Genomic DNA, 13,582 nt, shown 5'->3' with positions numbered 1-13,582 from the left:
GGAATTCCGGACTAATCGTCGTCGTGATGACGGTGGTAATCGTGGTCGTCATAATCGTCATAGCGGTCGTGGTAGTCGCGCCGGGCACCGTCGAGCGAGCGCTCGCGTTGCCAACAGGCGCAATCGCTGTCCCAGGCATAGGCTTCGCCGCGTCCGTTCACGCGCAGGTGGGCACTGGAATAGGACCCGTCATCGGTGTTGCCGTACATGTCGGCATAGCCATCGCCGTCGCTGTCGCAGGTGTAGAAGGCTCCTGTGTTCGAACAGCCCCATGGGCCGAGGTACTGGCCGTACGAATAAGCAGACGGCCAACCGGAATAGGTCGAGAAGGCATAGGGAGCGTAGGGCGAATAGGACGTCGTGGCGGGGGAGTAGTAGGGGGCCTGGTACGACGCTTCGGCCAGACCTGCGGAGAAAGCGGCGAGATCGTCTGACGTGCAGCCGGCCAGAGCAGCGGTGAAGGCGCAGGCGGCTATCCAGTGTGTGTTCATCGGTCCCCTCCTTTGAGACAGCAGGCTATCGCGAGGCCCGAGGGAAGGTCAAACCGGAATCTGTCCTGTTTACGGCATCGCGACTGATCATTTGCCCTTCACGCTGGCCATGCTAAGCCCGGCGGATGAACGGAATCACATTGCACAAGGGCGACCTGCCCAAGACGATCGATTTTGGCCCCGTCGTGGCCATCGATACCGAGGCCATGGGCCTGAACCCGCTGCGCGACCACCTGACCCTGGTGCAATTGTCATCCGGTGACGGTACGGCGCACCTCGTCCAGCTCGGACGCGATTTCAACTGCCCTAACCTCAAGGCGCTGCTGACCGATCCCAAGGTGATCAAGCTGTTCCATTTTGCCCGGTTTGACGTCGCCATGATCAAGCGCTGGCTGGGTGTCGACTGCGCGCCGATCTGGTGCACCAAGATCGCGTCCAAACTGGCACGTACCTATACCGACAGGCATGGCTTGAAGGATGTCGCTCGCGAAATCGCAGGGGTCGACCTCTCCAAGGCACAGCAGAGCTCCGACTGGGGCGCGAAGGAATTGACCGATGCGCAAATGCAATACGCCGCGTCGGACGTGTTCCACCTGCATGCCATCAAGGAGGGCCTCGAGGCCATGCTGATCCGCGAGGGACGGCTCGAGCTGGCGCAGGCCTGCTTCAACTTCTTGCCGACCCGTGCCGCGCTCGACCTCGCGGGCTGGGGGGAACAGGACATTTTTGCCCATTCCTGACGCAACCGTCATGTGCTGGACGCTTTTGTTTCGCCCTTATCAAAGGTAAACACGGCTCAGGACACCTTGTAACAGGCCGCAGGCGCTTTCATGGACGCAGTCAAGCATCACGACCCGGCATCGCTCTGGGCGCCGCGGCGGCAAATGACGCTGGAAGACGCGCGCAGGCGGTCAGGTCTGGTGCGGGGACTTCGCGTCCTGTTCATGGCCTGCGCTGCTGTCTCGATCGGCCTGTTCTTCGGATACATCATCAAGAGCGCCTTCTCCCGCGACGCTGTTCCGGTGAAGATATCGGGCGATGAAGTCGTCACCATGCTCAATCCGCGCTTTGCCGGGCGTGATTCCACCGGTCAGAGCTTCACGATCACGGCGGACGCGGCCCGCCGCAAGGAACTGACCGCCAATGCCGTCGATCTGGTCGGACCGATCCTGCGGGACGCTGCGGGAACCGAAGTGCGCGCGCCATCCGGCATGTATGACCGCGATGCAGGAATCCTGGAGCTCTATGACGACGTCGAAATTACGGACGCATCAGGCTATTCGTTCAAGACGGCAGCGGCGCGCGTGCATGTCGGGCAGGACTGGGTTGAGGGGCTTTCGCCGCTAGAAGGCAAGGGACCGCTTGGCGATATTCGCTCGGACTCGTATGAGATTCTTGAAGGTGGCAACCGCGTCGTCTTTCAGGGTAACGTAAAAACAGTGATTTATCCGGCCGAGCCCGATGTGCCGGCAACCGATGAAGGTGGTGCAGATGGCAATCCTTAAATTTCTTGGCGCAGCCCTGGCAATCTCGGCCATCGCCGCTCCGGCCATGGCACAGATCTCGTCCGAAGGCGGTCCCATCTATATCGATTCCGAACGCACAGAGAGCCTCGAGCGTGAGCGCAAGGTGTTACTGATCGGCAATGTCGACATCCAACAGGGTACGGCCCGGTTGCGCGCCGATACCGTGACCATCATTTTCAGCGGCAAGGCTGGTGGTGCAACGGCCGGGGTCGGCTCGGGCTTCGGCCAGATCCAGACCATGATTGCTGAAGGTAATGTCTTCTACGTGACGCCGGAAATGAAGGCCAAGGGTGATCGGGGCGTCTATGACGCGGCCATCGATACGATCACGATGACAGGCAATGTGGCGCTGATGCGCGAGCGGGATGTGGCCGAAGGCCAGATCCTTAAACTGGAAGTCGGCAAGCGCCGGACCACGCTGGATGGCGGCACGGGACGCACGAGAATGGTGATCGAGTCGGACAAGGACTCCGCCGGAAACTGAAAAATTCGAGCAAAGGCGTGAAGCCGATCTTAAGTATGTCAGGCTATGCCAAGAACGGGGCGACGAAACTGCCCGTGATCAGGGACGAATTCACGAGATGACCGAAGCGGCCGAAGGCCTTGTCGTTAAGAATATTGCCAAATCCTTTGGCAAGCGACAGGTGGTGCGCGACGTTTCTCTGTCCTTGCAGCGCGGAGAAGTTGTTGGCCTGCTTGGACCCAACGGGGCCGGCAAGACGACCTGCTTTTATATGATCATGGGCCTGATCGGCGCAGATTCCGGATCGATTTCGATCGATGGGGAAGATGTGACGCGCCTGCCCATGTACCAGCGCGCACGCCTCGGCGTGGGCTACCTTCCCCAGGAAGCATCTATTTTCCGGGGGATGACAGTGGAAGAAAACGTCATGGCGGTGGCAGAACTGGTCGAAAAAGACCGGTCTGCCCGCATGGCACAGGTCGACAGCCTGCTGAGCGAACTGCATGTGGAACATCTGCGCGGCCAGGCGGCCACGTCCCTTTCGGGAGGTGAACGTCGCCGGGTGGAGATTGCGCGTGCCCTCGCATCCCGTCCGAGCTTTATGCTACTGGACGAACCGTTCACCGGTATCGACCCGCTTGCCATTTCCGACATTTCCGAACTTGTCCGCTACCTGAAGCAACGTGGCCTGGGCGTCCTGATTACGGACCACCAGGTACGCGAGACGCTTCAGATCGTGGACCGGGCCTATGTCATGTATGATGGCGACGTTCTCTTCAACGGCACACCGGAAGATGTGCTGAAGAACGAAGACGTGCGCAGGGTCTATCTGGGTGAACAGTTCGCCGCTTGATCTGAAGGGCGCGGGCTTAGGAATGAAACAGTCACTCGACATGCGCCAGGGCCAGTCCCTGGTGATGACGCCGCAGCTGCAGCAGGCGATCAAGCTGTTGCAACTCTCGAACCAGGAACTCGCCGAGTTCGTGGAAGCCGAGATTGAGCGCAATCCGCTCCTCAACAAGGCCGAAGACGGTGCTAGCGATTCCAGCGAGCAAGGCGAGGCGCCGACCCGCCGTGAACAGCTCTCCCTTGACGACAATTCCGGCCTCGGGGCGGCACGTGAGCAGCTCGACGCTCCGGGCGAAGACGTGTTCGAACCCGGCACAGGCTCGGATGCCGCGTTGCCCGCTGGCGGCTCGGGCCCGTCGGCCCAGACCGATTGGTCCGGCGCCACATCGGGCGGCAGCTTCAACAGCGAAGAATATGACTTTGCGGCCAACCTTTCGACCGATGTCACTCTGCAGGAACACTTGCACAACCAGCTGAACATTGCCGGCCTTTCGGCGGCAGATCGCCTGATCGGCGCCCGCCTGATCGACGAGACCGACGAGGCCGGCTACCTGCGCGCGCCGCTCGATGATGTCGCCAAGGCGCTGGGCGCGGATGTTGCCAATGTCGCCGCCGTTCTGGAAGTCTGCCAGGGCTTCGAGCCGACCGGTGTGATGGCACGGTCGATTCCCGAGTGTTTGACGCTCCAGCTGAAGGAGCGCGGCCGGTTTGACCCAGCCATGGAGGCAATGCTCGCCAATCTCGACATAGTCGCCAAGCATGACCTGAAAGCGCTCGCCGATGTGTGCGGAGTCGACAAGGCTGACTTGCAGGAGATGCTCGCCGAACTGCGCCAGCTATCACCCAAGCCCGGCAGCGGGTTTTCGAGCGACACCACGATCGCGGTGGCCCCCGACGTATTCGTCCGGGAGCTGCCCAATGGCATGTTCGCGGTCGAACTCAATTCCGAGACCCTGCCGCGTGTCCTGATGGACAAAGCCTACTATGCTGAGGTCACAGCCTTGCCAATGCGAGACAAGGAGAAGGAATTCATCTCCGAGTGCGCCTCGAACGCGACCTGGCTGATCAAGTCGCTGGACCAGCGCGCTCGTACGATCCTGAAGGTTGGCAGCGAAATCGTGCGCCAGCAGGACGCGTTCTTTGCGCATGGTGTGGCGCATCTTCGGCCGCTCAACCTAAAACAGGTTGCCGATGCGATCGAGATGCATGAATCCACGGTCAGCCGTGTGACCTCGAACAAATACATGGCCACGCCGCGCGGCCTGTTCGAGCTGAAATACTTCTTCTCCGCGTCGATCCCGGCGACGGGCGGCGGCGAGGCCCACTCGGCCGAGGCCGTCCGCCACCGGATCAAGGTGCTGATAGACGGCGAGACCGAGGACGACGTGCTCTCGGATGACCAGATCGTCGAGATCCTGACCGGCTATGGCATCGAGATCGCCCGCCGCACGGTGGCAAAATACCGTGAGAGCCTGAACATCCCGTCCAGTGTCCAGCGCCGCCGGATCAATCGCGCCAGCGCCTGAACCCGTGCCTATTCGGCGACCGGCTCTGCCGTTTCGAACATCTCGTTGAGATAGGCAGCGAGCCGGACGCCGCCCTGTGACAGGCGCTGACGCAGGACCGGACGCGTTTGGTAAACATAGTCCCACGATAGGATCTGCGTTTCCGGATAGATCGTGTCGCGGATCGCGGCGCTCTCATCGGCCCAGTCTGCGGGGCGGGCCTTGGCCCATTCGGCGAGCTGGTCGGGCGTGATCTTCTGCACGAGCCAGGCAGTCCATTCTGTATAGGACAGTTCCTGGTAGTTGATCAGCAACTCGTCCCAGACCTCATGCAGGTTCGTCATCTCCTCGAAGAAGGTGCAGACATACTGATTGCCGCCCCGGTCGGTGCCGTTCCCGGCGTGCAGCGGCTGGTGCAGGTCGCCGATGATGTGCACGATGAAGCGCAGGGCCATTTGGCGGTCCTCCGGCGAGGCTGACGGATCGGCGACCATCGCGCGAAACCTGGCCAGCGCCGTGATCGCATCGCCTTCCGGCGGCGGCGTCACCTGAGCGTAGGTCATGCCAACGGGAATGGTCACGTAATGATAGGGGTTGGCTTCCGAGCGCCAGAAATCATCAGTGCTGGAGCGCATGAAATCGGGCCAGTCTGACGCCTCGGCTATGCCTTCCGGGCCGAGAATGTCCTTGATCGCTGCGTCGGCAGTCTGGCTTAGGTAAGTTTGTGCGATGGCGGCCGTCACGCGGTGCCCTGTCTTGCCCCAGGCATGGGCGGGAAAGACGGTGGCAATAGCGAGCAAAAGGGGCAGGATGAAGCGGGTCATCAGGCAGTCTCCGGGGCTGGGATGTTGAATCGACCTGAACGGGATTTGGCTTGCCGGGTCAATGCCAGACTCAGGATTTACGGCCAGGTTTCACTCACCAGCCGGTCGACTTCCCGACGATGGGGCAGGCTGGGCTGGGCGCCGGGCCGGGTGCACGCGAGCGCACCGGCGGTCACGGCAAAACGCAGCGCATCCCTTTCGGTCATATCCTCGGTCAGCGCCACTGTCAGGGCAGCCGTGAACGTGTCGCCTGCGCCGACAGTGTCGACGACCTGTACCTTGGGCGGGGTTTCGCGCGCAACTTCCTTGCCATTGCGATAGAGCGCTGCGCCGGCGTCGCCGAGCGATATGGCCACGAGCGCGTCTGTTGCGTGCAACTTGTCGCCGTAGAAGGCGGCCTCCGTCTCATTGACGCTGAGCAGGCTGGCGCGCGCCAGCAGTGCGTCGGGCACAGCCATGGCGGGGGCGAGGTTCAGGCTGACGAAACCGGTGGCTGTTTCGGCCGCGGCCAGAAGCGTGGCGGCGCTGACTTCCAGCACGCCCATCATGTGCGTGATCGCTTGCCCCTCAACATCCGCCGGGCGCAGTGAACGGTTGGCGCCGGGGCAAACGACGATCTGGTTCTCACCGTCGGCCGACACGGCGATCAGGGCGACGCCCGTCGTCTCGCCATTGATATGCTGCACGCCGGACAGGTCCACGCTGCCCGCCTGCAGCAGTTTCAAGGCCTCTTCGGCCATGTCGTCGGCGCCGACCGCACCAATCAGCCGAACCTCCGCCCCGAGGCGGCGCGCGGCTAGCGCCTGGTTCGCCCCCTTGCCGCCAGGATGGCGCGCCAGGCGCGCATTGGTCACCGTTTCGCCGGGCCGGGGCAGGGCGGGGCCGGTGGCGACGATGTCGAGATTGATGGAACCGGTAACGGTGATCATGTTTTTTCCCACCAATTCTTCGATCAGGGCGAAGAAGCCATCCGCATCAGACTTGGTAACCCAGGTATGCGGGCCGTCTTCGAGCGCTGACACGCGCGTCTGGCCAAAGCGCGTCCCGGCCTCGGTGTCGACGCTGATCGTCGCGCCGCGGCTTTCGAACAGGTGCGGCGCAAGGAGGAAGGCAATGGTGGCGGGGTCATGCATCGGTGTCATGCGCCCTTCCTTCCAGCGCGCTTCGAGGACATTGGCCGCGTCCAGCAATTGAACCATGATCGCGGCACGCGGGCCGGGCAGGGCGCGCAATCGGGTCAGGTGTTCAGGCTCTGCACGCACCTGATGGGTCACATCGAGATTGAGGACGGTGGCCGGAATCCCGCTATCGAAAACGACGGCGGCTGCGTGCGGGTCGGCGAAGATGTTGAACTCGGCAAAGGGGGTGATATTGCCACCTTCACTGTCTGCGCCGCCCATGATCACCAGCCGGTCGATGCCGCGGGCAATGTCGGGTGCCATGACAATGGCGGCAGCGATATTGGTCAATGGCCCGGTCACCACGATTGTGTATTCAGCCGAGCCGGCCGAGCGTAGCGTGTCGACCAGGTGGGTGACGGCATGACCAGCAGCGAGCGGCACGTCCGGCTCGAACGGATCAAGCCCGGCAATGCCGCTGTCGCCGTGGAAATGCTCAGCCGTGACCGGCTTGCGCAGGAAGGGCCGCGGGCAGCCTGCGAAGACTGGCACATCGGCCCGGTCCATGATCTGGCACATCATGCGCGCATTGCGACTGGTCAGGTGCAGGGGGACATTGCCGGCCACGGTCGTGATCGCGCGCACGTCCAGCCTCGGGCTTGCCAGCGCCATCATCAGCATGACGGCGTCATCAACGCCCGGATCGCAGTCTATGATGATTGGCATTTTGGTCATGCGGCCCTGGCTTCCCTTGTCGGTGTGTTGCGGTGCATGCTAACCATCGGGCCCGCCCGGGCAAGTGAGATCAGGCGGCGCGCTGCGTTCAACTCTCGGAAAGCTTGGGGATTTTTATGACGGACGTGCCAGAAATCGATGTCGCGGGCCTCATTACGGCGGCCCGAAAGGCCCGCCTGAACGCGCACGCGCCGTATTCGAATTTCCTGGTCGGCGCAGCTGCGCTTGACGAGCGCGGCGCCGTCTCGGTTGGTTGCAACATGGAGAATGCTGCCTACCCGCTCGGCACGTGCGCAGAGGCCGTTGCGCTCGGAACCTTGGTCGCATCCGGTGGCAAGGCGTGCCGCGCGATCGTGATCGTGGCCGGTGGTGAGCGGCTGATTACGCCGTGCGGCGGTTGTCGCCAGCGCATTGCCGAACTCGCGGGCCCGGACTCAATAATTTATTGCGCGTCCGATACGGATGACTCGCTTGAACGCATGACCGTGGAAGAGTTGTTGCCGAACAGTTTCCGCCTCTAGGGACGTGTTTTCAGGTCGTCCAGCATCGCGCGGAAAGCCGGCGAGATTTCCGGACTGTCCATGTGCAGGCCATAACCGTCAAACACCATATCGATGGTTACGCGTTCCTTCTTGCGCCCGACAAGACGCGCCACCATCCGGCTCTCGGCCACCGTGCGGCCCTTCGACAAGAATGTGTGTTCGAACAGGATATAGCTGCCTTCCCAGCCGACTGGCCGTGTGTGCAGCTCGAATTTCTGCGGGAAACGCATCATGCGGTGGAAGCTGATAGCCTCACTCTGGATGATCGGCGTCCAGCCGTGCTTGCGGAAGACTTTCAGGAATCCCGTGCGCGCAATGTAGTTGAGCATGCCAAGGTCGGTGAACGAGGCGTAGCGGGAATTGGTCATGTGTCCCATCGGGTCGTGGTCACCAATCCAGACAGCCGACTTGATGACATGAACGTCAAGCGGCGCCGTGCGCTTGCCCGAAAAGTAAGCCGGAAGGAAAATCCTGAGGAACCGGAAAAAGAGGTTCATGATCAATTGTGCGTCCTGCTGCTCCTGTCGGGCCAATTGCAAAGACCGGGCCGCATTGCAGCGTGCCACCTACAGACTAATAAAACATGTGGGCCTGCATCCGCGTAGTCGGGATATTCGCAGCATTCGTTCGCCATTGGACCCGATTTTGCGTATCTCCCGATTTTCCTTGTCAAGGATGCATGCGACGGGAAATTCAATGAACTCAAGGAGATCACCTGGTGGAACGATTGGGCAGACCGTCCCTGAACTGGGCGCAGACATTTGAGGCCCTCTACGATCAGGCGCGCCGCGCGGAATGGTCCGAATCAAACCTGAAAGTCCTCGTTGAGGCCCATGACCTCATTGAGCCCATGTTTGCGGGATGGCGACGCGCGTCCGGTCGACCCTTCGTTTGTCACCTGATCGGGTCAGCAAGCCTGACGCTGAAACATGGCGGGTCACGCGACGAAGTGCTTGCGGCCTTGGTCCATGCCGCCATTCAGGCGGGCGCCTATGGGCCCTATGGTGCAAGCAGTCGCGTCGATGTGAGGCCGTTGCTCGTCGCGTCGCTGCCGCCTGGTTGTGTCGACCTGGTTGAGACCTACGCGCAGTTCGACTGGAAGGCATTCATTGACGCCGCGGAGCACGACATGGCCCGCGCGTTGGGTTCGGCGAACGCTGCCATATTGAAACTCAGGATTGCCAACGAGATGGATGATGCGCTCGACTGGCCGTTCCTGACGCAAAACCGGCGGCTTGCAGGCGCAAGGGAATGCCAGGTGTCGATTGATGCCGCGAATGCGCTCGGCTGGAATGCGTTAGCCCGCGAGGTAGCGGAAGTAAGCGATGCGATGGCCGCAATACCGCTGGCCGGCACAATCGGCCGGGAGGACTATTTCGTACTGCCTGCGGGTTACACGCTTGCATTTCCGCAGCGCATCAGGCGCAAATTGCAGCGGCTGCGGTCGCGCATCGTGGGCGCGGCATAGCCGATCGCCGGATGAGCCAAAAGGACGGTATGTCCAAGCGGAAACATGGGTCTATTTGAACCTGATTGTTCCAGCCTCGTAGGCTGACCGGCAGTCGCTCGCGTCCTTCCGGATATGGCTGTCGGTCAGCAGGATCGAGCGGCCTTCGCCGGTGAAGCGGATATCGTCGCAAGTGCCATCATGGGCATATTCGCCGCTATCGTCACCGAAATCGTCATCCGGCTTGCTGGCCGCCATCATGACCTTTCCACCAAGCGCCGTGAGCGTGTCGATATTCACCTTGATGTTCGCGATTGTCATGCCGCCATCGAGAATGACGTACCTGGACACGCCGACGGTCGGGTCATCCTGCCAGACACTCACGGCGGCATAGGTGAGACTTGCCGTGTTCAGGGATTCGAGGCTGATATTGTCGGTGAGGTCATACGTCATCAGCATGTTGATGCCTTGGCAAGCACCGGCATCGTTGCAGGCGGTTCCATCCAGGACATATTTCTGTCCGTTCTCATCCTGGGCGACGATGAAAACGTCATCCGCATCGCTATTCAAAACCGTATGATCCAGCGAGGTCACGATGGCTTGCATGTCGGCAAGGGTCACGCTGTTGACCAGCTTTCTGTCGTCGATGCCGGACGCACCTTGGGCTGAAACCGCTGTTGCCAGGCTGACTGCGATGAGGGAGAGGGAGATGGATTTGATCATGGCTACGGCGTCCTTTTCCGACACTAAAGCCAATGCGTCCCCGCCGCGCAACTGATCGTATCAATTTGCAGGAAATGGCGCACCCAAGAGGATTTGAACCTCTGACCTCTGCCTTCGGAGGGCAGCGCTCTATCCAGCTGAGCTATGGGTGCGCAGGAGGAGCCGTCTTTAAGCCAAGCCGGGCGGGGGCGCAACGGGTCAAAGCCGCTCCGTTTGCTTGCGCCTGCCGGAAATTGCGCTAGCTAGGACCCTCACGACAAAGGATGCTCCCGATGCGCACACGCGGCCTGGCCATTTCCCTGATCCTCGGTCTCGCGCTGGTCGGCCCCGCGGCATGCAAGGAAAAGGCGCCTGATCCGGCCGCGATTGCGGCGCAGGCCGAAGCGGCCCGGGCGGAACAGGACGCTGCAGCAGCAGCGGCGCTGGCGGCCGCCAAGGCCTCGCGCGGGTCCGGAGAGCCGGCCGTCTGGGTGCTAAGCGACGACGACACCACGCTGTACATCATGGGCACAGTCCACTTGTTGCGGCCCGAACTCGACTGGCGCAGCGACGAGATCGATGCAGCCATGAACGCGGCCGATACGCTCGTGTTCGAAGCGGATGTCTCCAGCCCTGAAGCGGGCGCGGAGATGATGAAATTCGTCCGCAATGAGGGCTTGTTCCAGGATGGCGGCCAACTGACCAACCTGCTCAGCGATGCCGAGACAATCGAGCTTCAGGCTGCGCTCGACTATGTCGGCCTGCCGCTTGGCGCGGTGCAGAACATGCGCCCCTGGTTTGCCGCCGTAAACCTGTCTGTCATGCAGATGCAGAAGGACGGGTTTGACCCGAATTCCGGCGTCGAGCAGGTGCTCATCGCCGAAGGCAAGGCGGACGGAAAATCATTTGCCTATCTCGAAACCGTGGACGACCAGCTCGGCCGGCTCGCGCGCCTGCCGGACGATGTACAGGTCGATTTCCTGATCAGTTCTGCGGAATCCATCGACGAGGGGGCGGCCATGCTCGACGCGCTCGTCGATGAATGGGCCGATGGCGACGTCAATGGGCTGGGCCTGCTGCTTGCGAACCCTGACATGATGGGCTCCGAAGAAGTCTATGACGCCCTCCTGAAAGAGCGCAACGCGACCTGGACACCGAAGATTGCCGCCATGCTGGAGGCGCCCGGGACCCGCCTTATCGCAGTAGGCGCAGGGCATCTGGCTGGCGACGACAGCGTCATTGCGATGCTTCGGGCTGATGGCTTCGAGGTGACGGGTCCATAGCAGGGGCCAGTGCTTTTGATCGCGATGGCAAACCGATCCAGATGCGCAGGAACGGAATCCTGCGCCCGATTTCGTAGAACAACCAGCAGCCTGCAACCGTGATCGCGATGAGTAGCGTAGCCTCGATGGCGACCGGCAGGCGCGCTGTGCCGAGATAGTGCGCGGCGACGACGATGATTGTCTGGTGGATCAGGTAGACCGGGAAGATCGCCTCGGTCAGCATCCGCCGCACCGGCCCGTCGTTCAGGCGCAGGTTGCGGTGGGCAAATCCGATCAGGGCGACGATGGCTGTCCACGCCTGCAATTCACGCACGCCCCGGAATGTGTTGCGCACCCATTCCGGCGGCACGTCGCCCCCTGTCCAGGCGTTGTAATAGGTCATCAAGGCGCCCCAGGCCATCACCATCGCGCCGAGCGCCAGCCAGCGCCAGCGTACGCAGGCGTCGAAGAAGGGCTGGTGTTTGGCGATCACGAAACCGAACAGGAAGGTCCCGAAATAGAGCGTGTGGAGATAGCCGTCCTCCCGGAAATCGTGGCTTTCGCCGAAGATCGGGAAAAGGGTTACCCGGGTCACGAACAAGAACAGCCAGGGCGTGAGGAAGAGGCCAGGCCCCTTGACCAGCACCGACAGGGCCCTGGGTGCGCGGCGCAATAGCGGGAGCAACGGCAACAGAGCGATCGAATAGATAATCAGGAAGGCGACGAACCACATATGGTTGTAGGTGGGCGTGCTGAGGCACCCGTCAGCGTCGCACCAATTGCCCGATCCGGTGACATACTTGACGTAGAAGTTTTCCAGCCATGGGCCCGGCGATTGTCCCAGCGCGGTCGCCGCTTCCAGAATTTCGAAATAGCTCTGTGGCGGCACGATCACGAACATGGCGAGCAGCAGCGGTGGCCATAGGCGGCCCATACGTGCCTTGGTGAGGTGCCATGTGCTCATCTTGTCGGCCATGAACCGGGTTGCCGCCCCCGATATCAGGAACAGAAGCGTTAAACGCCACGGGTTCGACAGAAACATGAGTGGCTCGATCAATGTGCTGGCGTGGGTCGATTTCACGTGCCAGTCCCATGTCACGTAATACATGCCGATATGGTAGAAGATAAGCAGGGCAAAGGCGCCGATGCGGAGCCAGTCGAGATCGTAGCGGCGTTGGGTCATGGCGGGTGTCTCCTTGGGAACAGCCCCTTCCTTTCGCGAACCTTCACAGCGCGCTATCGTGCCGACACGAGCGGCGGCAGGCCGGGACGAGTGGAGACGGCGTGGTGACGAGCGGTGGACAGGGCGTGACGAGCGGTGGAAGGCGGATTTTCTCCGGTCCCTGGTTCGCGATCGCCGCTTTGGGCCTGGTCAACGGGCTTGTGAACATCACGTCGATCATCCTTGAGGCGAAGCGCGACGGGGATTCCGTTTCCTTCATTGAGCCGCTGATCCTGGAAGGCTCGAGCTACCTGCTCTGGCTGGCTCTTGCGCCGTTCATCGGACTGGCGGTCCAGAGGCTGGCACCGCGTTCCGACAATCTGCCCCGTTTCATCCTCGGCCATCTGGCCCTTACAGTGCCGGTGTCGTTGGTCCATGTCGCGGGCATGGTCATCATCCGGGTCATCTGTTTCGCGTTGCTCGGGGGAGAATACCGCTTCTTTGGTGACGGGATTTTGCTGCCCCTGGTCTATGAGTGGCGCAAGGACGCGATCAGCTATGCCGTTCTGGCGGCCACATATTGGCTATATCCATTGATAGCGGCGCGGCGGGCGAAACCGGTGGGAGACCGAATCGAGATCCGCGACGGCAACACGGCGGTCTTCCTGCCGCCCGGCGACATTCTGGCTGTCGAGGCCGCCGGGAATTACGTCCAGTTCCACACGAAGGAGCGGGTCCATATGGTGCGCGGAACGCTTGCGACCTGGGAGGCGCGGCTGAAGTCGCATGGATTTGCCCGGGTGCACCGTTCACGCCTCGTCAACCGGGCCCGTATCGGCGCGTTCAGGCCGAAAGCGTCAGGCGATGTCGAAATCACGCTGGATGATGGCCGCGTCGTCATCGGCAGCCGTCGCTATCGTGATGCCTTGGCGCCGATTGCCGAGCCCTCGGTCTGA

At 61.7% G+C, this 13,582-nt stretch carries 15 protein-coding genes and 1 tRNA gene; 9 read left to right on the top strand and 7 right to left on the bottom strand.

The window, feature by feature from the left end:
- Positions 1 to 11: 11 nt before the first annotated feature.
- Entirely contained in the window at positions 12 to 491 is a 480-nt protein-coding gene (locus tag AC0L7I_RS02150; protein ID WP_473397894.1) for a hypothetical protein, read from the bottom strand.
- Between the two features lie 125 nt (positions 492 to 616).
- Here AC0L7I_RS02150 and AC0L7I_RS02145 point away from each other — a divergent pair, with 125 nt between their 5' ends.
- The 5 genes from AC0L7I_RS02145 (at position 617) to rpoN (ending at position 4,855) form a co-directional block, all read left to right on the top strand.
- On the top strand, positions 617 to 1,231 hold the full coding sequence (locus tag AC0L7I_RS02145) for a ribonuclease D (RefSeq protein ID WP_473397893.1): 615 nt from the start codon (positions 617 to 619) through the stop codon (positions 1,229 to 1,231).
- Between the two features lie 90 nt (positions 1,232 to 1,321).
- The gene (gene lptC / locus AC0L7I_RS02140; protein ID WP_473397892.1) at positions 1,322 to 1,996 is read left to right on the top strand and encodes an LPS export ABC transporter periplasmic protein LptC; all 675 of its coding nucleotides are present in this window, start codon (positions 1,322 to 1,324) and stop codon (positions 1,994 to 1,996) included.
- On the top strand, positions 1,983 to 2,501 hold the full coding sequence (locus AC0L7I_RS02135) for an LptA/OstA family protein (RefSeq protein ID WP_473397891.1): 519 nt from the start codon (positions 1,983 to 1,985) through the stop codon (positions 2,499 to 2,501). The genes lptC and AC0L7I_RS02135 overlap by 14 nt, the downstream gene beginning before the upstream one ends.
- A 97-nt stretch (positions 2,502 to 2,598) precedes the next feature.
- The gene (lptB, locus tag AC0L7I_RS02130; RefSeq protein ID WP_473397890.1) at positions 2,599 to 3,333 is read left to right on the top strand and encodes an LPS export ABC transporter ATP-binding protein; all 735 of its coding nucleotides are present in this window, start codon (positions 2,599 to 2,601) and stop codon (positions 3,331 to 3,333) included.
- Between the two features lie 22 nt (positions 3,334 to 3,355).
- A complete protein-coding gene (rpoN, locus tag AC0L7I_RS02125) occupies positions 3,356 to 4,855 on the top strand; it encodes an RNA polymerase factor sigma-54 (RefSeq protein WP_473397889.1) in 1,500 nt (499 codons plus the stop codon).
- Between the two features lie 8 nt (positions 4,856 to 4,863).
- On the opposite strand, the gene AC0L7I_RS02120 is transcribed toward rpoN, so the two are convergent.
- Together AC0L7I_RS02120 and AC0L7I_RS02115 are read right to left on the bottom strand one after the other, a co-directional pair.
- Positions 4,864 to 5,658 carry a S1/P1 nuclease gene (locus tag AC0L7I_RS02120; RefSeq protein ID WP_473397888.1) on the bottom strand — a complete coding sequence of 265 codons (795 nt, stop codon included), beginning with the start codon at positions 5,656 to 5,658 and terminating at the stop codon, positions 4,864 to 4,866.
- A 77-nt stretch (positions 5,659 to 5,735) separates the two neighbouring features.
- Positions 5,736 to 7,511: a PfkB family carbohydrate kinase gene (locus AC0L7I_RS02115; RefSeq protein WP_473397887.1), complete on the bottom strand. Its 1,776-nt coding sequence runs from the start codon at positions 7,509 to 7,511 to the stop codon at positions 5,736 to 5,738.
- Positions 7,512 to 7,627: 116 nt separating this feature from the next.
- Here AC0L7I_RS02115 and cdd point away from each other — a divergent pair, with 116 nt between their 5' ends.
- Positions 7,628 to 8,032: a cytidine deaminase gene (gene cdd, locus AC0L7I_RS02110; protein WP_473397886.1), complete on the top strand. Its 405-nt coding sequence runs from the start codon at positions 7,628 to 7,630 to the stop codon at positions 8,030 to 8,032.
- Here the strand turns inward: cdd and AC0L7I_RS02105 are convergent.
- Positions 8,029 to 8,550 (bottom strand): thioesterase family protein, encoded by a 522-nt coding sequence (locus tag AC0L7I_RS02105; RefSeq protein ID WP_473397885.1) that lies wholly within the window; start codon positions 8,548 to 8,550, stop codon positions 8,029 to 8,031. The two genes, cdd and AC0L7I_RS02105, sit on opposite strands and share 4 nt — an antisense overlap.
- Positions 8,551 to 8,771: 221 nt before the next feature.
- Between AC0L7I_RS02105 and AC0L7I_RS02100 the strand changes: the two genes are divergently transcribed.
- Positions 8,772 to 9,521, top strand: a complete 750-nt coding sequence (locus AC0L7I_RS02100) for a hypothetical protein (RefSeq protein ID WP_473397884.1) — start codon at positions 8,772 to 8,774, stop codon at positions 9,519 to 9,521.
- A 51-nt stretch (positions 9,522 to 9,572) separates the two neighbouring features.
- Here AC0L7I_RS02100 and AC0L7I_RS02095 read toward each other — a convergent pair whose 3' ends face one another.
- Both AC0L7I_RS02095 and AC0L7I_RS02090 read right to left on the bottom strand, forming a co-directional pair.
- Positions 9,573 to 10,223, bottom strand: a complete 651-nt coding sequence (locus tag AC0L7I_RS02095; protein WP_473397883.1) for a type III secretion system chaperone family protein — start codon at positions 10,221 to 10,223, stop codon at positions 9,573 to 9,575.
- Positions 10,224 to 10,298: 75 nt separating this feature from the next.
- Positions 10,299 to 10,375 (bottom strand) — tRNA-Arg (locus AC0L7I_RS02090).
- Between the two features lie 120 nt (positions 10,376 to 10,495).
- Between AC0L7I_RS02090 and AC0L7I_RS02085 the strand changes: the two genes are divergently transcribed.
- Positions 10,496 to 11,485, top strand: a complete 990-nt coding sequence (locus tag AC0L7I_RS02085) for a TraB/GumN family protein (RefSeq protein ID WP_473397882.1) — start codon at positions 10,496 to 10,498, stop codon at positions 11,483 to 11,485.
- Here AC0L7I_RS02085 and AC0L7I_RS02080 read toward each other — a convergent pair.
- Positions 11,439 to 12,647 carry an acyltransferase family protein gene (locus tag AC0L7I_RS02080; RefSeq protein WP_473397881.1) on the bottom strand — a complete coding sequence of 403 codons (1,209 nt, stop codon included), beginning with the start codon at positions 12,645 to 12,647 and terminating at the stop codon, positions 11,439 to 11,441. The genes AC0L7I_RS02085 and AC0L7I_RS02080 overlap by 47 nt on opposite strands.
- A 104-nt stretch (positions 12,648 to 12,751) precedes the next feature.
- Here AC0L7I_RS02080 and AC0L7I_RS02075 point away from each other — a divergent pair, with 104 nt between their 5' ends.
- On the top strand, positions 12,752 to 13,582 hold the full coding sequence (locus tag AC0L7I_RS02075) for a LytTR family DNA-binding domain-containing protein (protein ID WP_473397880.1): 831 nt from the start codon (positions 12,752 to 12,754) through the stop codon (positions 13,580 to 13,582).

The organism is Hyphomonas sp. J20-32, from assembly GCF_055808555.1.
Note: the sequence above shows the minus strand (reverse complement) of the source record. Positions and strands in the feature narration are given on the sequence as shown.